Source organism: Streptomyces sp. R11 (assembly GCF_041051905.1).
In the GTDB taxonomy this organism is placed as follows: Bacteria; Actinomycetota; Actinomycetes; order Streptomycetales; family Streptomycetaceae; genus Streptomyces.
This window is the reverse complement of record NZ_CP163432.1, coordinates 9028265-9049769: the sequence shown is the minus strand read 5'-3', so window position 1 is coordinate 9049769 and position 21505 is coordinate 9028265. Positions and strand designations below refer to the sequence as shown.

17 protein-coding genes and 2 pseudogenes are annotated in these 21505 nt (G+C 68.4%); 11 read left to right on the top strand and 8 right to left on the bottom strand.

Translation table 11 applies throughout. The features are described from left to right. Positions 1-73: 73 nt before the first annotated feature. From AB5J55_RS41810 to AB5J55_RS41795, 4 genes and pseudogenes are all read left to right on the top strand, one after another. Positions 74-943, top strand: a complete 870-nt coding sequence (locus tag AB5J55_RS41810) for an IS5 family transposase (RefSeq protein WP_369275622.1) — start codon at positions 74-76, stop codon at positions 941-943. A gap of 83 nt (positions 944-1026) precedes the next feature. After that, positions 1027-1318, top strand: a pseudogene (locus tag AB5J55_RS41805) (transposase); the annotation flags it as partial. Positions 1319-1411: 93 nt separating this feature from the next. Continuing rightward, a complete protein-coding gene (locus AB5J55_RS41800) occupies positions 1412-2194 on the top strand; it encodes an alpha/beta fold hydrolase (protein WP_369276456.1) in 783 nt (260 codons plus the stop codon). Between the two features lie 296 nt (positions 2195-2490). Then, a complete protein-coding gene (locus AB5J55_RS41795) occupies positions 2491-2958 on the top strand; it encodes a DUF5959 family protein (RefSeq protein ID WP_369275629.1) in 468 nt (155 codons plus the stop codon). On the opposite strand, the pseudogene AB5J55_RS41790 reads toward AB5J55_RS41795, so the two are convergent. Continuing rightward, positions 2940-3483 (bottom strand): annotated as a pseudogene (locus AB5J55_RS41790) (IS5 family transposase); the annotation flags it as partial. The gene AB5J55_RS41795 and the pseudogene AB5J55_RS41790 overlap by 19 nt on opposite strands. 129 nt (positions 3484-3612) lie before the next feature. On the opposite strand from AB5J55_RS41790, the gene AB5J55_RS41785 reads away from it, so the two are divergent. After that, a complete protein-coding gene (locus AB5J55_RS41785; RefSeq protein ID WP_369275628.1) occupies positions 3613-6318 on the top strand; it encodes a SpoIIE family protein phosphatase in 2706 nt (901 codons plus the stop codon). Positions 6319-6397: 79 nt separating this feature from the next. Here AB5J55_RS41785 and AB5J55_RS41780 read toward each other — a convergent pair whose 3' ends face one another. Beyond that, entirely contained in the window at positions 6398-7273 is an 876-nt protein-coding gene (locus tag AB5J55_RS41780) for an ABC transporter substrate-binding protein (RefSeq protein ID WP_369275627.1), read from the bottom strand. Positions 7274-7765: 492 nt separating this feature from the next. Next, positions 7766-8410: a dihydrofolate reductase family protein gene (locus AB5J55_RS41775; protein ID WP_369275626.1), complete on the bottom strand. Its 645-nt coding sequence runs from the start codon at positions 8408-8410 to the stop codon at positions 7766-7768. Between the two features lie 466 nt (positions 8411-8876). Here AB5J55_RS41775 and AB5J55_RS41770 point away from each other — a divergent pair, with 466 nt between their 5' ends. The 3 genes from AB5J55_RS41770 to AB5J55_RS41760 all read left to right on the top strand — a co-directional run bounded on the left by AB5J55_RS41770 (position 8877) and on the right by AB5J55_RS41760 (position 11843). After that, entirely contained in the window at positions 8877-9281 is a 405-nt protein-coding gene (locus AB5J55_RS41770) for a hypothetical protein (RefSeq protein WP_369275625.1), read from the top strand. Between the two features lie 7 nt (positions 9282-9288). Then, positions 9289-10512, top strand: a complete 1224-nt coding sequence (locus AB5J55_RS41765; protein WP_369275624.1) for a hypothetical protein — start codon at positions 9289-9291, stop codon at positions 10510-10512. 119 nt (positions 10513-10631) lie between these two features. Beyond that, the gene (locus AB5J55_RS41760) at positions 10632-11843 is read left to right on the top strand and encodes a hypothetical protein (RefSeq protein WP_369275623.1); all 1212 of its coding nucleotides are present in this window, start codon (positions 10632-10634) and stop codon (positions 11841-11843) included. Positions 11844-12320: 477 nt separating this feature from the next. Here the strand turns inward: AB5J55_RS41760 and AB5J55_RS41755 are convergent, their stop codons facing one another. Next, positions 12321-13190, bottom strand: a complete 870-nt coding sequence (locus AB5J55_RS41755) for an IS5 family transposase (protein ID WP_369275622.1) — start codon at positions 13188-13190, stop codon at positions 12321-12323. 465 nt (positions 13191-13655) lie between these two features. On the opposite strand from AB5J55_RS41755, the gene AB5J55_RS41750 reads away from it, so the two are divergent. Further along, positions 13656-14525 (top strand): IS5 family transposase, encoded by an 870-nt coding sequence (locus AB5J55_RS41750; protein WP_369275621.1) that lies wholly within the window; start codon positions 13656-13658, stop codon positions 14523-14525. A gap of 371 nt (positions 14526-14896) precedes the next feature. Here AB5J55_RS41750 and AB5J55_RS41745 read toward each other — a convergent pair whose 3' ends face one another. The 3 genes from AB5J55_RS41745 to AB5J55_RS41735 form a co-directional block, all read right to left on the bottom strand. Beyond that, positions 14897-15625, bottom strand: coding sequence for a hypothetical protein (locus AB5J55_RS41745; RefSeq protein WP_369275620.1), 729 nt, complete (start codon positions 15623-15625; stop codon positions 14897-14899). 328 nt (positions 15626-15953) lie between these two features. Beyond that, on the bottom strand, positions 15954-16481 hold the full coding sequence (locus tag AB5J55_RS41740) for a YcxB family protein (protein WP_369275619.1): 528 nt from the start codon (positions 16479-16481) through the stop codon (positions 15954-15956). Between the two features lie 519 nt (positions 16482-17000). After that, a complete protein-coding gene (locus AB5J55_RS41735) occupies positions 17001-17126 on the bottom strand; it encodes a hypothetical protein (protein WP_369275618.1) in 126 nt (41 codons plus the stop codon). Between the two features lie 733 nt (positions 17127-17859). Here AB5J55_RS41735 and AB5J55_RS41730 point away from each other — a divergent pair. Both AB5J55_RS41730 and AB5J55_RS41725 read left to right on the top strand, forming a co-directional pair. Continuing rightward, the gene (locus AB5J55_RS41730; RefSeq protein ID WP_369275617.1) at positions 17860-18456 is read left to right on the top strand and encodes a hypothetical protein; all 597 of its coding nucleotides are present in this window, start codon (positions 17860-17862) and stop codon (positions 18454-18456) included. Between the two features lie 446 nt (positions 18457-18902). Continuing rightward, positions 18903-19055 (top strand): hypothetical protein, encoded by a 153-nt coding sequence (locus AB5J55_RS41725; protein ID WP_369275616.1) that lies wholly within the window; start codon positions 18903-18905, stop codon positions 19053-19055. A gap of 121 nt (positions 19056-19176) precedes the next feature. Here the strand turns inward: AB5J55_RS41725 and AB5J55_RS41720 are convergent, their stop codons facing one another. Beyond that, positions 19177-19749: a hypothetical protein gene (locus AB5J55_RS41720; protein ID WP_369268722.1), complete on the bottom strand. Its 573-nt coding sequence runs from the start codon at positions 19747-19749 to the stop codon at positions 19177-19179. Between the last annotated feature and the right edge of the window lie 1756 nt (positions 19750-21505).

The following is a 21505-nucleotide window of genomic DNA, read 5'->3' as shown; positions in this document are numbered from 1 at the left end:
GGTCTGTTCCGTGCTTCGACGCCGCAGGGTGCACGCCTGGGCGCACGCCCTTGGGCGGCGGTATGTCCAGGTCATGGCCGACCGTCGTGCGTATCCGAGTGATCTGTCCGATGCACGCTGGGAGTTGATTGAGCCGGTGCTGTCAGCCTGGCGCTTCGAGCGTCGTGGCCGGGCCCTGGACTTCGGTCGACCACCGGAGCATGACCTGCGCGAGATCATGAACGCGATCCTTTACGTGGACCGCACCGGGGTGCAGTGGCGCTACCTGCCGCACGACTTCCCGCACTGGAACACGGTCTACGGATACTTCGCCAAGTGGCAGCAGGAAGGCGTGTTCACCCAGCTCAACGGCCTGCTCAGGCGGCTCTTACGACAGAAGGAAGGCCGCGGCGCCGAACCATCTGCCGGCGTGATTGACGCGCAGAGCGTCAAGACTTCCACCAGTGTCCCCGCCTCAAGTCAGGGCATCGATGCGGGCAAGAAGATTGTCGGCAGGAAGCGGAGCATCATCACCGACACCCTCGGCCTTGTGCTGGCGGTGCTGGTCACCGCGGCCGGCGTCCAGGACTCCACCGCTGGCCGAGCCCTTCTGGAACAGGCCGCCACCGCCCACCCCACCCTGCGCAAGGTCTGGGTCGACGGCGGCTACCGCAAACACTTCGTCGAGCACGCCGCCGCCCTCGGCATCGACCTCGAAATCGTCCAACGCGCCCCCGGCGCCAGGGGATTCACTCCGATCCCAAAACGGTGGACGGTCGAGCGGACCTACGGCTGGCTCATGCTCCACCGGCGCTTGGCCCGCGACTACGAAACCTTGCCCACACGCTCCGAAGCCATGATCCACCTCGCGATGACCGACCTGATGGCCCGCCGCCTCACCGGCGAGACCACCGTCTCCTGGCGCGACCCGACAACACCGGATCCAGTTCGCATCCCGGGATGAAACAACGGGAGAAAACGACCTCTAAGACGACGTTGCGTTTGGCGTGATCGGTAGCCTGCATGCCCGTGACGATCACGGAGTGATTGGTCCCCGACGGGTTGTGGGAGTTGTTCCAACGGGTGGTGCCGGCCGCACCAGTCCGGCCGCAAGGCGGCGGCCGTCGACGCTACGGCACCGGGAGGGCCTGGCGGCGATACTGTTCGTGGCCACCTCCGGCTGCACTTGGCGGCAGGCTCCGGATTCGTTCGGGCCGTCCTGGTCAACTGCGTACCGGCGGTTCGCCGAGTGGAGCAAGGCCGAGTCTGGGGCAAGCTGCATCGGCTTGTGCTGGACGAACTCGGCCGGAACGGCGAGCTGGACTGGTCGCGGGACGCCCCGGAGCGCACCGGCGATACCAGCGGCTTAGCTTCGCTGTGCGCCAACCCAATCAACTCGCCCGATAATCACCCACCGCAGTACGATCTCGACATGTCGAACATCCAGCTCGTCAGCAGCCGTCACGGCAGCGGCCCGGCCCTGGTCGTGATCCGCCAGCTGGACCGGGAGGGCTGGGCACCCGTTATCGACCTGCTTGCTCGTGAACGCGATGTCGTGGCCGTCGACCTGCCGGGATTCGGCGACAGCCCACCGCTGCCGGACGGCACCACCCCCACCGTCCACGCACTGGCTGCCGAGGTCGCCAGGTGGTTCTCCACAGTCGGCCTCACACGCCCGCCCGTCGTCGGCAACTCGCTCGGCGCGGCCGTCGCACTCGAACTCGCCCGGACAGGCGCCGTCAGCAATGCTGTCGCACTGTCCCCCATCGGCCTGTGGACCGGCCCCGAAGCGGCCTATGCACTCGGCTCGCTTCGGGTCGCGCGCATGATGGCGGAGAGCCTCGGCGGGCGTACGGCACGAGTGACCGGCAATCCGCTGGGCCGCACACTCGCATTCTGGCAACTCGTCGCGCGGCCCCGGCAGATGACAGCACAGGCAGCCGACGGCGCCCTTCGCAACCTGGCCCGCTCACCCGGCTTCGAAGCCACCCGCAGGGCAGCCCGGAACTACCGGCTCCGTGGCTTCGCCCCCGGCGTCCCCGTCACCGTCGCATGGGGCACCCGCGATCTTCTGACACCGCTGCACCAAGCACGCCGTGCGACTCGGCTCCTGCCCGGGGCCCGTCATCTCCGGCTACACGGCTGTGGGCACTCACCCATGTCCGACGATCCCGGCTGCGTCGCCCACCTCCTGCTGTCCGCGAGCAGCAGCTGAGATGGACCGGGATGGCTGGGCCGAACGCTTCCAGGTCTCGCCGACCACGGCGCAGCGTGAGCCGACCGCTGCCGTCGGCTCGGCGAGACCGCATGGCCGACCACTCCAGCCGCCCACGCACCAGCCCAGGCCGAATCCAGCCCCCCCACCGAGCGGCGCATCACCAAAGTCCGTGTCCTGCGCCGCTGGGGACCGGCCCGCATCGCACTAAGAACTCCTAACTCAATGCCCCCGTCCAGCCGAGTGCTGATGCACGTGCATGATGACGAGAGCCGATGCGAGAGTGGGGAGCGGTCGTGGCCGAGGGCAGCACTGTGGATCTCATCCGTCTGGCCGACGGGGAGAGCAGTCTTGAGGTTCGCGTTCTGGGCCGGACGATGCCCGGGGTGTTGACCTTGCACGACTACCTCGATGCGGAGATCGTCGTCACGAGCGGGTTCGCCCAAGGACGTCTCGATGTGTGTCTGGCTCCGGACGACTTGGACAGCTGGTCACAGGTCCTGGGAGAGCTCGCCGCCGGGCGGGATGCCGTCTGGATGGATGACGGGCGCAACCCCGAGATCCGGTTCGAGCCGTCCGGTCAGGACGGGGTTGCCGTGTTCGTGGTGGAGGACCTGGCCGCATCGGGGACATCCGTCCGTGTCCCAGTGCGCCTGGCCAGCGGATGGGCCGATGAGCACCACGAACGGCTGCACCGTGTCCGTGCCGCTTGGCCTCAGGAGGTTGTGGAGACCTCTCCCGGCTCCTACGAGTGGCGACGCTGAGCCGTTGAGAAACGGCGCCAGCAGATGAGTGCGCAGGCCAGAGGAAGGCTTCGTGGATGTCGTCGCGGACCTCCCAGCGGATCCGCAGGCGGCGGAACCAGTGCAGATGGGCAAAGGTCCGCTCCACCACCCAGCGTTCGGCCCCGAGTCCGGAGCCGTGCTCGGTGCCGCGTCGGGCGATGACCGGCTTGACGCCCAGGTCCCAGGCGAGGCGGCGGTACTTGTCGTGGTCGTAGCCGCGGTCGGCGAGCACTGCGTCCGGGCGGCGTCGAGGTCGGCCGCGCTTGCCGCGGACGGGCGGAACGGCCTCCAGCAGCGGGATGAACTGAGTGACGTCGTCGCGGTTGCCGCCGGTCAGCGTGGCGGCGAGAGGGATGCCAGAGGCGTCCGTGAGCAGGTGATGCTTGCTGCCGGTTCTGCCCCGGTCGACAGGACTTCGTCCCGTCTTGGATCCCCTTTTAGTGCCCGGACATGCGAGCCGTCGGCCACCGCCCGGGAGAAGTCCAAGACGTTCGCGCCGCGCAGCAACTCTCCGCTTGCCGCGGCACCAGCCCGGCGGGCCCGTCCTGAGCCGCGCCCGTCGGGACGGTCACTGATACTGGTGAAATGGGCAAAAGTGGGCCATATGTCCCAGCGGGCCGACGGGGCGAGCGAATGCCCCCCAAGGCCGGGCCGCCGGAATCCGGCCCGGAGGCCCGTCACGAGACGGCCGGCCGACGCGGGCTGTCGTTGCTGAAGCCGCGCAGCTTCGCCGGCCAGGTCTTCCTGCTGCAGCTGGTGGTCGTCCTGCTGCTCATCGCCACGGCTGTGGTGGCGCTCGTGATCCAGGACCGTAACCGCGCGATCCAGGAGGCCGCCGATCGGTCACTGGTGGCGGCCGAGTCGTTCGCGAACGCCCCGGGCACAGCGGAGGCGATGCAGAGCGATGACCCGACGGCGGCACTTCAGCCACGTGCCGAGACCGTACGCAAGAACACCGGCGTCGACTACGTCGTAGCGCTCAGCCCTTACGGCTTCCGATGGACCCACCCGGACCCGGACCAGATCGGCAAGCACGTCTCCACTTCCTACGACGAGGCGCTGGAAGGCGAGCCCCACCAGACCACGTTCGACAGCAGCCTGGGGAAGGCGGTCGACTCGACGGTGGCCGTCTTCGACGAGGAGGGGACCGCGGTCGGCCTCGTCACGGTTGGGGTCACGGTGAACACGGTGACCAGTGTGGTGCAGCACCAACTGCCGGTGATCTTCGCCGCCGGCGGTGTCGCGCTGCTGCTGGCCGCAGGTGGTTCGGCTCTGGTCAGCGGGCGTTTGCGGCGCCAGACTCGGGGTCTGGGGCCGGTGGAGATGACCCGCATGTACGAGCACCACGAGGCGGTGCTGCACGCGGTCCGTGAAGGCGTGATCATCCTGGACCGTGACGGAAGGCTGCTGCTGGTCAACGACGAGGCACGCCGTCTGCTCGCACTGCCGCCGGAAGCCGAGGGCCGCCCGGTCACCGGACTCGGACTGAGCCCGGCCCTGGCAGAACTGCTGGGGTCGGGCCGGACGGCCACGGACAGGGTCTTCCTTGCCGGAGACATCCTCCTCGCGGTCAACGTGCGGCCGGTGGGACCGAACGGGGGCAGCGTGGCCACGCTGCGGGACACCACGGAACTGCGCGCCCTCGCAGGTCGGGCGGACGTGGCCGGCGGGCGCCTGCAGCTGCTCTACGAGGCCAGCACCCGAATCGGGACCACCCTCGACATCAAGCGCACCGCCGAGGAGCTGACCGAGGTGGCGGTCCCGCGCTTCGCCGACTTCGCCACCGTCGAGCTGGTGGAAGCCGTGCTGCTCGGTGATGAGCCGACGGGGGCACCTTTGGAATTGCGCCGCATCGCGGCCGCGGGCAACCGGGAGGAGACGCCCTTTCACCCCGTCGGGACGCGTATGCGCTACGTACCCGAGAACCCGGTGGCCATCGGTATGACGACAGGCCGGCCGATCCTGGTGGCGCACCTCGCCGTGGCCGACGGGTGGCGGGCCCAGGACCCGGAGCGGGCCCAGAAGGTCATCACCTACGGAATCCACTCCATGATTTCGGTCCCGCTCCAGGCCCGAGGCCAATTGCTCGGCGTCGTGGAGTTCTGGCGTTCGGAGCAGGACGCTTTCGAGTCGGACGACCTCTCCCCCGCCGAGGAACTAGCCGCCCGGGCGGCCGTGTGCATCGACAACGCGCGCCGCTACACGCGCGAGCACACCACGGCCGTCACCCTCCAGCGCAGCCTGCTGCCCGGCACACTTCCCGAGTTGTCCGCCTTGGAGGTCGGGCACCGGTACCTGCCCGCGCAGGCGGGGGTGGGCGGCGACTGGTACGACGTCATCCCGCTGCCGGGGGCCCGGGTGGCTTTGGTGGTCGGTGACGTCGTCGGACACGGTCTGCACGCCGCCGCGACGATGGGTCGCCTGAGGACCGCGGTGCACAACTTCGCCGCCCTGGACCTGCCGCCGGACGAGCTTCTCGTGCGCCTCGACGAGCTGATCACCCGGATCGACGAGGACGCGGCGGCCCAGGGCGAGACCGTTGCCGTCACCGGCGCCACCTGCCTGTATGCGGTCTACGATCCGGTCTCCGGACTGTGTGTCCTCGCCCGGGCCGGTCATCCCGGCCCGGCGCTGGTCTCGCCCGACGGCTCCGTGACCTTCCCCGACATCCCCGGCGCCCCACCCCTCGGCGTGGCAGGAGGTCTGCCGGTCGAGACGGCCGAACTCCAGCTGGCCGCCAACAGCCGACTGGTCCTCTACACCGACGGCCTGGTCGAAGCCCGCGGCCGGGACATCGACATCGGACTCGGCATGCTGAGGGAGGCGCTCGCCGCTACGGACGGCGCCACCCCGGACGACACCTGCCGGACGGTGCTCGACGCGATGCTGCGCACCAGGTCGAGTGACGATGTCGCTCTGCTCGTCGCACGCACCCGGCTCCTCGACCCGGAGCAGGTCGCGGAGTGGGAGGTGCCAGAGAACCCAGCCGCCGTACCCCGGATCCGCGCTGAGGCCACCCGCAGGCTGGAAGCCTGGGGGCTGGGCGAGGCCGCCTTCACGACCGAGCTGATCCTCAGCGAGCTGGTGACGAACGCCATCCGGTACGGCAAGAGCCCCATCGGCCTGCGTCTGCTGCACGACCGTGACAGCCTGATCTGCGAGGTCGGAGACGGCACCAGCACCTCCCCGCACCTGCGCCGCGCAGCCTTCACCGACGAGGGCGGCCGTGGCCTCTTCCTCGTCGCGCAGCTGTCCCGCCGCTGGGGCACCCGGTACACCGACCGAGGCAAGATCATCTGGGCTGAGCAGGCACTCGATACCGAAGCCGCCGGGATCTGAGCGGGTCCCTGACGGCGGATCTGTGAAGTGGGCCGGAAACCGGGCCGTCGCCCGCTCGGGGTGTGCGCACCCGGAGGGTTCAGGAGTCGTCGACCGAGAGGTACGGGATCTTGGCCGGGTCCTGGCCGAAGGCACCCCCGAGATAGACGGCCGACAGCTTGGTGAGCGTTCCGTCGTCGATCAGCTGCCTGATGATCCGGTCCAGCTCCTCCTTGTCGGGTGACCCCGCCGGGTACAGGGCGCCGTACCCCTGGTCGGTCCGGTACTGGCCCACCAGGCGCACCCTGCTCTCCTGCTTTTGGGGATACGCCAGCAAAATGGTCGTGTCGTGGACGACCGCGTCGACCCGGCCCTCCTCCAGCGCCTTGACCATCTCCGGGTCGTTGGCGAAAGCGGTGACGGGCTTGGTCGGCTTGAGGCGGTTCTCGACGAACTCCGCGCCCGTGGTGCCCTCGGCCACTCCGATCCGAACGTCACGGATGTTGTCTTCGTTGATCTTCTCACCGTCCCTGATCAGCACTCCCAGGGTCGAGGAGAGGTAGGGCGGGGAGAACTCGGCAACCTCGCTCCGCTCCGGGGTGATCGTGATCTGCGCCAGGGCCAGGTCGAAGTCGCTGGTCCGTCCTGACACCACCTCCGGGAAGGGTGCGTTCTCCACCTTCACCCGGTCGAGTCCGGACCGGTAGGCGATATTGGCGGCCATGCAGTACTCGTAGCCGCTCTTGACGGACTCCGGCGTGCTGCCGTTCCACCAGCCCGGCGCGGGCAGCGTCGTTTTGACCGTAAGGGCGCCCGCCGTCTCGGGTGAGAGGTGAAACTCCCCGTAGTCCCCTGTGACAGGGCAGCCGCCGTACTGGGCCTTCGGCGACTCCGACCCGCCCTGGTCACAAGCCGCTGTCGCCACGATGAGCGTCACGCTGACAGCCAGAGAGACGATCGCTGCCGCGGCGCGCATCATTGCACCTCCGGTAGGGACATACTCCTTGAGTCACCATAAATCACCCGGAACCATACGACTGCCGGAGCCATGCAGGAGGACTCCGGGGCGCGGATCCGGTCACCCGCAGTCCGGCGGTTTCGCCGCGCCCGGCCGCAATCACGAGCTGCCCCACGGTCCCACTGTCGGCGCATCCCGTGAGAGGCACTCGGGCAGATCCTCAGCATCAGCGGAGACCGCCCGGAACCCCACCACGAGCGACTCATCCAGCACCACCTGGACCAGCACAAGCTCGGACACGCCCCCCCCCGCACCCTCAGCCTCGCAAGCTCCGCCTGCACCACCCGACGAATGCCATCAACGAGTACGTCCGGCGGGGCCGACGCGGGCTGGAGAGGCTGCCTCGGTCGCCGAGCCGCAGCGCGCGCAGAACACGGCGAGAGAAGGGCATCCGCCGGGGCGGACGCCCCCCCTCGCGGTCGCCCCGCCTGAACTCGACCGGACCCCGCGTCACCTACGCCAGAACAGGTGGTGGGTCACCCCACTCGGGCTGGGCACGACCTCCAGGTGAAACCGGTCGAGCAGCTCATCAGGGGACTCCCAGAGTCGCAGTCCGGACCCGAGCTTCACCGGCGAGACCACCACATGCATGGTGTCGACGAGGCCGTCATCAAGGAACTGCCTGATGGTGGTGACCCCGCCGCCGAGGCGAACGTCCCTGCCCTGCGCCGCTTCCCGTGCCCGTTCGAGGATCTTGGCCGGGCTGCCGTCGACGAAGTGGAACGTGGTGTCGGAGAGCGCGAACGACGGACGCGGGTGGTGGGTCATGACGAACACCGGAGTGCGGAACGGGGGCTCCTCTCCCCACCAGCCGCGCCAGTCATGGCCCTGCCAGGGCCCGCGCTGAGGCCCGAACTTGTTGCGGCCCATGATCTCGGCACCGATGTTGCGCGCGAAGTCTCGCGTGAAGTAGTCGTCAAGGCCCCGGCTTCCCCCTGGATCGGTGCGCATGGGCCAGCTCGCCGTGGCTCCGGCCCAGGCGAACAGCCTCTCGGGGTGGTCATGACCGAACGGCCGCTCAAGACTCTGGTACTCACCGGCACCGATTCCGTCACTCGAGACGTTGAAGTTCATGACTCTCAGCAGTTGATCCACGTGTTTCCTCGTCAGGTTCTGTCGCGTCATCGTGCGGCGAGGCGCCGCACATCATGACGTCGAACGGGACGTGACTGAATCGACAGCGGCCCACGTTCTTTCTTGGAGCGGTTCGGGGAGCAGGCCGGTCCTGTCTCAGCCTTCGGCGGCGTCGGGTTCGGCGATGATCCGCGCGAGCAGTTCTGGGCGCGTAAGCCTCCGGACGGTCGCTGGTCCCTGTGTGCGCGACCACACGGACCGCGCCGACGTCGGCGAGCCGTGCGCCCGGGCCGGAGGCCATTCGCGGAGCGCAATGACCCGCCTCCCTCAAATCTCGGGTGAAAGCCCTCAACACGCCTATAACATACGGCAGTTGCCTATGCCCGCAAATCTTGCGAAAGCTACACACGGCGGGACCGCGTTCCCTACCGTGAGTATCCGGCACGTCATGCTGCGTGCTCGACTTTCAAGGGGGGAGAGCCGACTCATGGATCCTGTCACTTTGATCACCACCGCACTCGTGGCGGGTGGGGTCGCGGGCATCTCAGGTGCGGCATCCAGCGCGGTCCAGGACTCCTACCAGGCGCTCTGCGATGCGGTGCGCCGGAAACTCTCGGGTGGGCAGGGTGAGATGGAGGACCAGCAGGCGCGCGTGGACGTGCTGGACGCCTACCTCACCAACCCGGTCGGCCACCATGACGACCTTGTGCGCGCGCTCGCCACGACGCACGCCGACCGCGACGCCGGCCTGGCCGACGCCGCGCGGGCGGTCCTCGTGCTGACCCACCCCGGAACACGGAGCGACCAGCGGACCTACACCGTCGACGCCCGCCACGCCCAGGGCCTCGTGGTCGGCGACCGCGCCCAGCAGACCAATCACTTCTCCGGGTGACGGCTCCATGAGCGGCCGGATCACCGGCGACCGGGGCCTCAGGCCGGATCCGGAAGACCAGAGGCCCCTCGATCTGCGAGGTGCCCAAGGCGTGATGGTCGGCTCCGGCCGCCAGCGCAACATCTTCATCAAGTACCTCGTCGAGCTGCCGCGCAGCATCAAGGTGGTACTGCTCCTGCTGCTCTGCCTGGCCGTCATCGCCGGCGGGGGGTGGATCGCCTCCCGGTGGATCATCCCGGAGATCGCCCCCACCTACCGCACCCAGTTCCTCGTTGACACGGCGAAAGGCAGGGACCCCCGCGGAGCATCCGACATCGCCGCCTCCGTACGGACGACGGTGGGCAACTCCGGGGACGGCGACGCGCTCGCCCTGCGCACCTTCGGCGGTGCGTGCGGGGCGAGCGACAACACCCGGCGCCTGGTCGACTTCACGACTGATGACCGCCGCGAACTCGCACAGGCCACCGAGAGCATCCGCGCCGCCGGGGAACCCACCCTGGTACGCGGCATCGTGGAGGCGGTGCAGGACTTCTCCCGGCCGTTCGACCTCTCCGCCACCCAGATGAACCGCGTCATCGCGATCACCCGTCACGGCGCGGACGCCTGCGACGACGACATCGCCTTCGTGGAGAACGAGATCCGGGACCGGATCCGCGCGGCAGGGCTACGCCTCGAGTTCCGGGTGGTCGGCTATCAGGTACCAAAGGCAGAGCGTGACCGGCTGCGCCGGATCGCCGCGGGCGCCGGAGCCCCGGATCCGCTGCTCGTCGACACCCTTCCGGAGCTGGAGGCCGCCGTGGACTGGTATGCCAACGACGAGCCGGTCCTGCGCGGGGCCCGAAAGGTCGTCGACGCGCTCAATCCCGCCGTCGAACAAGTCGACGCGGCCGTGCAGGCGATCGACGAAGGCCGATTCGAAGCCGCCGAGGGCCACCTGCGCACGGCACGCGGGGCGGACCCCCGGGTCAGGGCGGTCCTCGAGGACCTGGCGGGCCGCACCAAGAACCCGACCGAACGCGACATCAACGCCCACGCCACACAGCTTCGTGACCGGCAGCGACGCGTCATCGAGGCCGCCGACGAACTCTTGGACGCCGAACGGGCCCGAACCGCCGGCGGCCCTGAACCGCGGACGGCCTACCGGAGGGCCGCCGACGCCTACAACACGGAGGCCGAAGCCTTGAACAAGACACTCGCCAAGCTGCGCGCCGAATCCCCGGTTGCCACATGACGGGCCAGCAACCGGCCGAGGACACCGCGGCCGACAGGACCAGGACTGCAGACGCTTCCGGCGGTGTCGGGACGCCCCCAGAGCCGGCCACTGCCCCCCGGAGGTCCCGGCGGCGCAAGGTGATCACCGCGCTGATCACGGTGACCGTACTGCTCCTGGGCGCCGCCGCGTTCTACGTGTACCGCTCCGTACCGGACCACCGCACCGCATTCCTCGTGGACGCGTCCGTCCCCGTGCCGGCCGCCGCGACACGCCGTGGGGCCGACTTCGCCGCCGTGGCCCGTGCCGTCGGCTCGGCGGCCCAGAACGCGGGGGAAGACGACGCCCTGTCCCTGCGCAGGTTCGGAGGTGACTGCGGCAAGCCCGAAAACACATCGCAGGTCGTCGCGAGCGGAACCAGCCAGGGACGCAAGATCGCTGACTCCGTCCGCGGGGTGACGCCCGGCGGACAGGCGACGCTGGGCAGCGGAATCGCCGCGGCGATCGACGACTTCGACGGTCTCCACCCGTTCCGCGGGGAGAAGAGCAACCGCATCATCGTGGTCACGAGCAGCGGCAGGGACGCCTGCACGTCCGATCAACGTGCACTGCTCAAGGACGCCCATGACAAGGCGAAGGCCGCCGGGCTGGAGCTGGAGTTCAGGTTCGTCGGCTACAAGGTACCCGCCGGCGAGCGGGCCGACCTCGGCCGACTCGCGACCGCCGTGAACGCGCCCGCGCCACGCTTTGCGGACACAGCCGACACACTCACCCCCGAGCTCCAAAAACTGATGCCGCCGAAGGAGCACGAAGCCCGAAACGTGACGGTGCCCAGCAGCCCCGGTGCGCCGGAGACATCAGCACGCCCCGAACACCCCTTCGTCGTCGGGCTCTTCACCGGCTGGGCGGTCAACGTGACGGGCACGCCGGTGCGCTGCGCCGCGACGACCAATGCGACCACCGACCGGGAGTGCCGGTTCACGATGCGCGAGGGCGAGCGCATCACCTTGCAGGCCGCCGTCAGCGGCCCCAACCCCAACCCGATGGGTGACCTCGCCGAGCAGAACAACCCGTATTACGAGCCACGCAAAACTCCCTACTGGTACGGCTGCGACGAGGGCCCCAGGTCACGTACCTGCACGGTCACGATGACCAAAGAACGGGTTGAGACCAGCAAGCGCTGGGCGGACAGCGCATCGTCACCCACGGGCATGGCGGCCACCCGGCTGCTGGCCTGTGTAACAACCGAAGAGACATCAGTCCTGACCCTCGCACGCACCTGCGCCGCGCTGACCGGCTCCGAGGCACCTCCCGACCCTGAGGTCACCTATGCCGACGGCTCGACTGGATGAGCGGAGACCGGGCTGGGTCGATGAAGCCGGTGCCCATACCCGCCCCATCCCGAGGGGGTCGATTGGGCGGGGCCGTTACGGTCGTCCGGCCGAGCCCCGCCTGCCGACGTCGATGCGATCCTCCACACTGCACACATGAGGCAACCTTCCTTTCAGGCCTGCGGCCTGCCGGACTCGGTACGTGAGGGGCTCGAAGCGTGGCTGGGCGACCCGGCCGCGATACGCAGGGCGCCGAATTGGAACTGGCGGGCTCTTGCCCGCCATCTCGGCCGTAGCGAGCACATGACCGACATCGTCCCAGCCGTCGCTGGACTGCTCTCACACCAGCAGACCGCTGCCCTCTCCCGCGGCGTTCCAGCGTGACCACTGCCAGCACCGTCACCCTCGACGATCCACGGCCGTGCACGAGGTCGTCAGGCAACCAAACAGCTTTCACCATCAGAAACGCTGTCTTAGAGGTCGTTTTCTCCCGTTGTTTCATCCCGGGATGCGAACTGGATCCGGTGTTGTCGGGTCGCGCCAGGAGACGGTGGTCTCGCCGGTGAGGCGGCGGGCCATCAGGTCGGTCATCGCGAGGTGGATCATGGCTTCGGAGCGTGTGGGCAAGGTTTCGTAGTCGCGGGCCAAGCGCCGGTGGAGCATGAGCCAGCCGTAGGTCCGCTCGACCGTCCACCGTTTTGGGATCGGAGTGAATCCCCTGGCGCCGGGGGCGCGTTGGACGATTTCGAGGTCGATGCCGAGGGCGGCGGCGTGCTCGACGAAGTGTTTGCGGTAGCCGCCGTCGACCCAGACCTTGCGCAGGGTGGGGTGGGCGGTGGCGGCCTGTTCCAGAAGGGCTCGGCCAGCGGTGGAGTCCTGGACGCCGGCCGCGGTGACCAGCACCGCCAGCACAAGGCCGAGGGTGTCGGTGATGATGCTCCGCTTCCTGCCGACAATCTTCTTGCCCGCATCGATGCCCTGACTTGAGGCGGGGACACTGGTGGAAGTCTTGACGCTCTGCGCGTCAATCACGCCGGCAGATGGTTCGGCGCCGCGGCCTTCCTTCTGTCGTAAGAGCCGCCTGAGCAGGCCGTTGAGCTGGGTGAACACGCCTTCCTGCTGCCACTTGGCGAAGTATCCGTAGACCGTGTTCCAGTGCGGGAAGTCGTGCGGCAGGTAGCGCCACTGCACCCCGGTGCGGTCCACGTAAAGGATCGCGTTCATGATCTCGCGCAGGTCATGCTCCGGTGGTCGACCGAAGTCCAGGGCCCGGCCACGACGCTCGAAGCGCCAGGCTGACAGCACCGGCTCAATCAACTCCCAGCGTGCATCGGACAGATCACTCGGATACGCACGACGGTCGGCCATGACCTGGACATACCGCCGCCCAAGGGCGTGCGCCCAGGCGTGCACCCTGCGGCGTCGAAGCACGGAACAGACCCGGGCGTCCTTGAATGAGACAGGCGCAAGCAATCCTCCGCCCCATCCGTCGCACCGCAAGCCTCACCAAGCAGAACCGCCATCACAGACCCACCAGCACCACATCGAGAGGCAGAACGAACTGACTTAAAGCCCAATACTCACGATTAAAACGACCTCTTAGAGGTCGTTTTCATCTGTAGTGCGGTGATCGGTCCAGGTTTCTGTGGGCCGGTGATCTGGCGCTGGTGAGGGTGCTGAGTCGGTCGTGTTTGTCGGGGTAGATGGTGTGACGTGCGGGGTCGGAGTTGGCTTGCGCCTGTCTCAACCCTGGACGCCCCTGTCTGTGCCGTGCTTCTGCGGGGCAGGATGCACGCCCGGGCGCACGCCCCCGACTGGCGGTACGTCCAGGGAATGACCGACCGTCGCGCGTATCCGAGTGATCTGTCCGATGCCCGCTGGGAGTTGATCGAGCCGGTGCTGTCCGCCTGGCGCTTCGAGCGCCGCGGTCGGGCCCTGGACTTCGGCCGGCCGCCCCAGCATGATCTGCGCGAGATCATGAACGCGATCCTCTACGTGGACCGCACCGGCTGCCAGTGGGCCTATCTCCCGCACGACTTCCCGCCCCACCAGACGGTCTACGGCTACTTCGCCAAGTGGCAGAAGGACGGCATCTTCGCCCAGCTCAACGGCCTGCTCAGGCAGTCGGTGCGGCAGCAGGAAGGCCGCAACACGCAGCCATCGGCCTGCGTGATCGACGCGCAGAGCGTCAAGACCTCCACCTCCGTCCCCGCCCGGACACAGGGCATCGACGCGGGCAAGAAGATCGTGGGCCGCAAGCGCAGCATCATCACCGACACCCTCGGCCTGCTTCTCGCCGCGCTGGTCACCGCGGCCGGCGTCCAGGACTCCACCGCCGGCCGACCCCTCCTCGAGCAGGCCGCCACCGACCACCCCAGCCTGCGCAAGGTCTGGGTCGACGGCGGCTACCGCAAGCACTCCGTCGACCACGCCGCCACCCTCGGCATCGACCTTGAAATCGTCCAACGCGCCCCCGGAACCAGGGGATTCGCCCCCATCCCGAAGCGGTGGACGGTGGAGCGGACCTACGGCTGGCTCATGCTGCACCGCCGTCTGGCCCGCGACTACGAGACCCTCCCCGCCCGCTCCGAAGCCATGATCCACCTCGCCATGGCCGACCTGATGGCCCGCCGCCTCACCGGCGAGAACACCATCTCCTGGCGCGACCCGACATCACCGGATCAAACCCGCATCCCAGGATGAAACAACAGGAGAAAACGACCTCTTAGAAGTTGGGGCACATCCTGTTGGCTCGGCCGGGCGGTCACGGATCGCCGCCGTAGCAGGCTGCTGCGTGCTGTCGCCATCCTCGCTCGTTGCCGTCAGTGCCCTCGCGCGATCCACTCAAGAGAACTGCTGACATGCCCGGGGATATACCAGCACCTCCTCCAGCATCGGTCACGACTCACGTCGGCTTCAGAGTATGGTCCAGGCACTCGCTCGGGGCACAGGTTGCACGTCATGCTCTCCGTAGCCGCCGCTGTCGTCGTGACCCACCACATCGTCGGTCAGCGGAGCGCGGGCCACGAGAGCCTGACGGCCTTCGAGGAGTGGGACAGGGGGGCGGGAGCTGATCAGCTCTCTGCTCCCAATTCTCCCGCGGGGCCGGCATCCTGGGCGAGGTAGCGCAGGGCGCGCATCACGGTGTCCGCCTCCTCGTCGTGCAATTCCCGGCTGGGTCCCCCGAGGGCGGCACCTCGGGCGGCGATGCCGCGCAGGGGCCGCAGTGCAGTGTCCGCCTCCTCGACCTGCAATTGCCGGCTGGGCCCCGCCGTCTGGAGATCTCTTCCCATGGCAACGGAGATCGCCTCCCGGGCCGGGAGGAACGCGATCGGGGCAGAGTACGCGGCCAGGTCGTTCACGCGGACCAGGCGCAGCTCGCTGGGCTCTGTCTTGGAGCCGGACAGGACCACTTCGGTGTTCTCGACACGACCCCGGGCGACCCAGTAATGGTTGCTGCTGTTCCGCCAGAGTTCGAACGTCACGGGTTTCCCCTCTGCGGTGATGGTGATGTGTTCGGAGACCGGCAGGCTGGCCGGAAGTCCCCCACCGGGGTGGCAGTAGTCCTCCAAAGCGTCCTCCAGGGCCTCGCTCGCCTTTGCATTGCCGGAGGAGGCGCTGAAAACCATGACGTGCTCGACCTGTGGGTCATAGGACGCAGAGCCGAACCACAGGCACACATGGATGTCGCCGGTGACTTGGTTGTCGCCGCCACCCATGAACTGCCGTGTTTCCGGCCAGTCGGCATCAACAGCGACGACCCTGAAAGCATCTGTCGAAACAGGGGTGGCTTGATCGTTCATGGGATCTCCTTGTGCTCGTCCGTGATCAGGCATCGCGCCATGCACGAGACCGGGTCCAACGGGTTGGGCCTGGGCTGGTCGGTGCACTGCCACTCTCGCGGGACCGGTCTCACCAGGTTCTGGCAGCGGAGCGCATGGGGCGCCCGGCGACAGTGGCCAGTCGGACCGAGACCTCCATCGATGGTTCGCCTGCGTCCGGCCCTGGCCGCTGTTGTACGTCCTCGTTGGTGTCAGCCGCTGGTGTCACAGGTCCCAGGCCCCTTGACAGCCAGAGGGCGCGTATCAGCGCCCGGACTGGCCACCCTTGCAGTGTGGCGATCCTCTCGGATCAGACCCGGGTGGCGTGCTGGTCGAGGATGACTCGCAACCGGTCGACATCCGCCGGTTCCGGGGCGCCGCGCTTGGGGAGGACGACGATGCCGACGCTGTACTTGTCGGGTGTCATCAGCACATAGAGCGCATCAGTCTCCGCATAGCGGGTGATCATTGGCCACCGGTGAATCGTCTCGCTGTCCCGCGAGGTCACCCGCACCCCGGTGTCGTCCACAACGGCCCGGAACTCCCCCTGCGGGGCGACCATCCGGTATACCTGGCGCCCTTGCAGGGCAGGTACCAGCACGTACACACCGATGCACAAGGCCAGCGCCGCGAGGCAGAGCACCGTCACACGGAGGCTGGGACCCTTCGGCCCAGTGAAGCTCACGGCAAAAGCGCCTAGCACGACGATCGCGCTGGCGAGGATGATCCCGCTCTGCAGCCGTCCCGCCGGTGTGGCTCGCATCCGCGCGCGAATTGCCCCCGTAGCGTCCGCGGTCGTCGGCACGTAGGCCAGCTCTACAGTGCTCGTTTCCTGCACGGTCGCTCCCCAGATCGTCGTGCTGCCGAGCCGCGATCGTAGCGGGGCCCGCCCACCCCCGGGCCCGCGGGGGCTACGCTTTGTCGAGCTGGCCCAACCCATTGCTGGGTGTTCAGTAGCCGAAGAAGTGGGAAACGGATTTGGGCTGACCTCATGGGCTTCATACGGCGCCTACTCCGGCGTCCTCGTCCCTCAGCACCCCACACTGTTCGGGCCTCTGCCAGAAGTGGCACAAGACCCCGCCGCCTTCGCGGCGGAGATTCAACGCCGGTTGCCCCTGGTCGACAGAACTGGCTCAAGACGTGCATGGTGAGCAAGGGCGAGAAGAGAATTCGTCCTGGTGTGTCCGGCCGAATGTACCGGCTGTGTCTGGCCGCACGTACCGGCAAGGGAGGGCAACTCCCGTCCTCGACCATCGCGGCCACCCGCTGCCGGGTCCGCTGAAGCCTCCGCCACTGCCGTGACCTGCACCGACTCAAGCAGAACACCGCCTCCGCCGCCATCGTCTGCGGCAGCGGATCACCGCACTCCCGGCAGTACCGCCGAGCCGTCGATGCCCAGGCCGGCCACCACGCCCGTGACCGTGACGGGGAGGTCAAGGACCAGGACGACCGCGGCGAGGGCGATGTCCTTGGTGATCGTCACACCGATGACGTGCAGGGTGCAGGAGATGCGACCGGCCCGGCTGGACTGGCCAGGGGTCTTGCCGTGCTCGCCCTGGGGGCCTGGTGTGAGGTCTGGAACCAGTTTGTCGCTGCCTTCTTGGCGTGTCTCAGATTCATCAACTCCCGTTGATCGGTCGTGGGGTTCGTTGTTGATGAGGATCGTTTCGCGGCTCTACCGTCCCGGCGCCTGTTGGTTCACTTCTTCTCTGCCGAGGGCTGGCAGTCCTGGGGGCTCTGTGGCGAGCCGTTGATCCCTGAGCGGATGCCGGTGCTGTTCGAGGTTGGGCACGGTCCGCGCGCAACGCGGGCGGTGAACACCTGGCTTCGTACGCTGCCGTCGAGCAGCGCCGTCGCCGAACTCGTGGCGGGCGTACGCGTTGGCGGCCCGGGACTGGCTCATGCACCTGCGGCGACACCGGGGCGCGGTGTTCGGAACGCGGCAGGAGTTGGTGGCCGCGGTCGGTACGTACGCGGACCGACGTCTGTCGGGACCGCTCAAGGAGCGTCACCGGCTCCTGCTATCCGTCCTGGCGGCCAAGAACGACGGGGTTCAGCGGCTTCGCCGGGAGCTGAGTTCCTTCGCTTCTGCCCGAGATCACCCGCCGCTGATGTCACTGAAGTTCGACGACCGCCCTGTTCGTCTCAGCGACGCTTGACCACCACCTTGCAGGTCAGGCCGCACCGGTGCCGGATGGCCCAGTTACGGTTGTCGGATGAACGGATCAAATGCGTCAGCCGACGTGCCCGCCCACCCCGGCGCGTTGCTGCCTCTCCTGGCTACCGACGAGCGAGTCGTCGGCTTCTTTGCCGGGGTCGCGGACCTCGACGCGACGAATCCAGCCGATCACGAGCTGGAGGACGGGGTCCGGCTCGCCTCCGGGGCCCGGCTGGAGCAGTTCGCACGGGCGGGCTCAGGGGACGCGTTCTGCTTTGTTGGTGAGGGCGGTGAGGAACGCCCCGTGGTGTACGTCAGCCTTGACGGTGAGGCCGGACCGCTTGCGGTCGGACTGCCGGAGTTGGTGCGGCTGTGTCTGGTGGCACCGTGGTGGCGGGGTGCTCCCGGACGGACAGCCAGAGAACTCCAGGCGGTCGCCGACGAGTACCGGCAGGACATGCCCGACCTCGACCGGCGACGCGACCTTGCGGCTCGGGCGCTCGGTCTCGATCCGGCTGGACTGCCGTCCGAAACGGCTGCCCTGGCCCAGCTCGCAGAGCTCTCCCGAGGACCGGTCGCCGCGGCCTGCCTCGTAGTCGGGTACGAGGGCGATCCGCTCGCCCCCCTGTTCGGCGCCGCCCCCGACCAACCCTGACTGGCCGGTCTGGTCCGGGCCGGTGCAGTCGTCCGCTGCCCGGACCGCAGCCAGCGGGCCGGCGGCGAGCAGCAAGAGTTTCAGTCACAGCAACGTGATCAGCAGGGCGGACACCAGCAGCGCGGTCTGGTGGAGGGCTTGGTCGGTGAGATACATGCCGTTCACCCCGGCCGCCTCCAGCTCGGCGAACCCCTTGGGGCCGACGTGCTCCAGGAGCCAGCGGCCCGGCCATCGCCGATCGAAGAAGGCCCACTGGCCCGGAACCCAGCGATGAAATCACTACGGGAACTGGCGGCCATCTGACCGAAAGGCAGCCCCGGCCGATTTGCTCGACCGGGGCTCCTTGGCCTCCACGTGCGTGGGCTCTGCTGTGGATCGAGTCGGTCGTGTCCCGGGGAACGGATCAGCGCAGCGCGTGCACCCCTGGCGCGGGGGGTGTCCTGCGCGTGGACACGGCTGTGCAGAAACCGGCGCCGGAGTCCTGGCCGTCCGTGATCCTGGCCTGGTTCCCGATGCTGCCGCCGCACTCACCGGCCCGTATCGCCCCGGGACAGGAGGCCGGCAGTCCCTTGTCCACCCGTGAGGAGACGGCCAGGTGAGGGGCAGGGATCGCGTCTGCTGTCGTCCCACGGCTCGACGGGCAGGGCCCGGCCCTAAAGCGGGCCGGGGTCCACATGGCACACGGGCCGGGTTGGCGCTGCCCCTGGGCCGGTGTGGAGGTCAGTGGTGCTTCCTGTCGACTGCCCGGAAGCTGCCGACGAGCGCGAACGGCACCACGCTGCCGTCGAAGACGACCGTTCCGGGGATTGCGCTGCTGGAGTCTCCGCGCCCGATGGTCGCAATTGCGGCACCGTTGTCGCAGGTAATTCCGGTGAAGAATTCGATCCTCTTGTCAGTTTCGTTCCGGACGTTGAAGCTGGTCGCCGGACTACTGATTACAGCGATGCACTCACCCCCCTTGACCGAATACGTCCGCTCGTTGACGTAGACCCGTTCGCGATCGTCGTCATCCCTCCAGTCGCCGTGATCCGACCGCCCGTCCCCGCCCGACCGCCCGTCCCCGCCAATCTGCCCGTCCCCGCCCGTCCGCCCGTCCCCGCCCGTCCGCCCGTCCCCACCAGTCTGCCCGTCCCCGCCCATGTCCCCTCCCTGCGGCAAGGAGGCAGCGGCCTCCTGCACCGACGCGGCGGACTCCGGAACGGAATTCGAAGCCGAGGCATAGTTCACGGTGGTTGCAGCGACGACGGTGATACCCACCGACAATGCGATCCCGACCACGGTACGCGTACGCATTCCGCTTCTCCCTCTCGCAGGCATATTGCTTTCTCCATCTCTCAGGGATGCCAGCCGACCCGGCCGCCTACGAAAGAACCTACTCACGCCGAATTCTGTCGCCACTTCAGAAATCTGTGGCAGACACCAGAACGGGGCCGATCGGGCGTTCAAGAACCCGGAACCGCACATGTGACGGACCATCAAAAAGTGACAGCAGAAGCGACTTGGCCACGACACTGAGCCATACGGGGGACCCCACTGACACCCCGTCACACTTCTGCGCGCGTGTCGGGCATTGACAACGCACCGCACGACGACTAAGACGCCACCCCCGGACATCTGGATATGCCCTGATCAGCGCCTCACAGCAGGAACTGTAGCGGGCACACACAGCCGCCACGGACAGACTTGCCGACACCCCCGCACGAAGGTCGGACGCGCGCCGTCCAGTCGCAGCCGCCGCAGCCACGCAAGGGGAGCAGCCAGAGACCAGGACCATGACACCCCAGATAGCCGACGACAAGTCAAAAACCCGCGGACAGCACTGGAGCGGGGTGCCATCCGGCCCAGGACTGAATCCAGGCATTGCCACCCTCGCCGACCGCACCGCAGCATCCGCAACCGACAGCGGCCTTCACGCCAGCCACCGGCTCCAGCCATGGCCGCCCCCCCATCCGTGGCGGCGACCCCACGCGCCATCGCTCCACCCGCAGCCACCACCAAGGACGACGCCTCCCCCGCTGCCGCCACCGGTCGCGTCCCAGCCACCACGGCCTGCCCCAGATACCGGCAGCGCCGGCGCTCGAGCCAGCGGCGCCGGCGCCACCACCGACTTCACCGCCACGACAGCCGCCGCTGCCGGAGGTGGCACCGCCCCATGGCGCCGGCGCAATGCTCGCCCTCCCAGCCCCAGCCGCCGACACAGCCAGGACCCGCCCGGCAGACGGCCTGAGGAGCCCAGCCACAAGTCGACCGGTGACCACCGGGGCCGATTTCAAGAGCCCGCCGAGCGGAGGATCATCCGCCGCGCCGCCGGTCTCACGCAGGAACGAGGTCCCGCCCCGCTCCCCCATGGGTCTGGCGATGGTCGGCTACCTCAGCCTTGGGCTGACCGGAGGGCGAACGCGTCCCCCCGAACGTGGAGCTCCGGTGATGCGACAAGGTCAGGCTGCGAACAGACGGCGACCCACTGAGGTGATCAGGTCGTCCGTCTTGACGATGGCGTTCTCTCGGCGGCCGACCAGAGGGGGTGCGATGTCGGGCACGAGCAACTGAACCCGGAGTAGGGGGACGGCCGAGTGGCTGCGGTGGCTCTCACCCCGGACTCGGGGCAGTCCTCACCCCGCAGACGTTGGTGCTCGCGCACCCACATCGCCCGGCGGTGGCTGGCCGGCGCTGCGGCCGCCGCGACACCCCGCCGGGTTCTGGGGGCTGCGCAGGGGGGGTGGCTTCGGCACGGCGGCCAACTTCCCGTCGGCCGTCGTGCCGGAGTGCGCCGGTCGGGAGCGAACCGGCGAGGGTGCCCGGGCCGGCAACGATGGGTGATGAAACGTCAGAGGTCTCCCCCGGGCAATGGCAAGTCGGTTCGTCGGCATGACACCTGATGGCTGGTGCTGAGCACCTTGCACGGGTGTGCCGACGCACGGGTGTGCCGACGCACGGTAGTTGTCGTCCCCCCGGGCCGCGTCGGCCTGCGCGCTCCGGGACCGAGGCACGGTAGCTGTCAATGGCGAAGCACGTCACTCGCCACCAGCCGGCGCGAAGCCGCAATGCT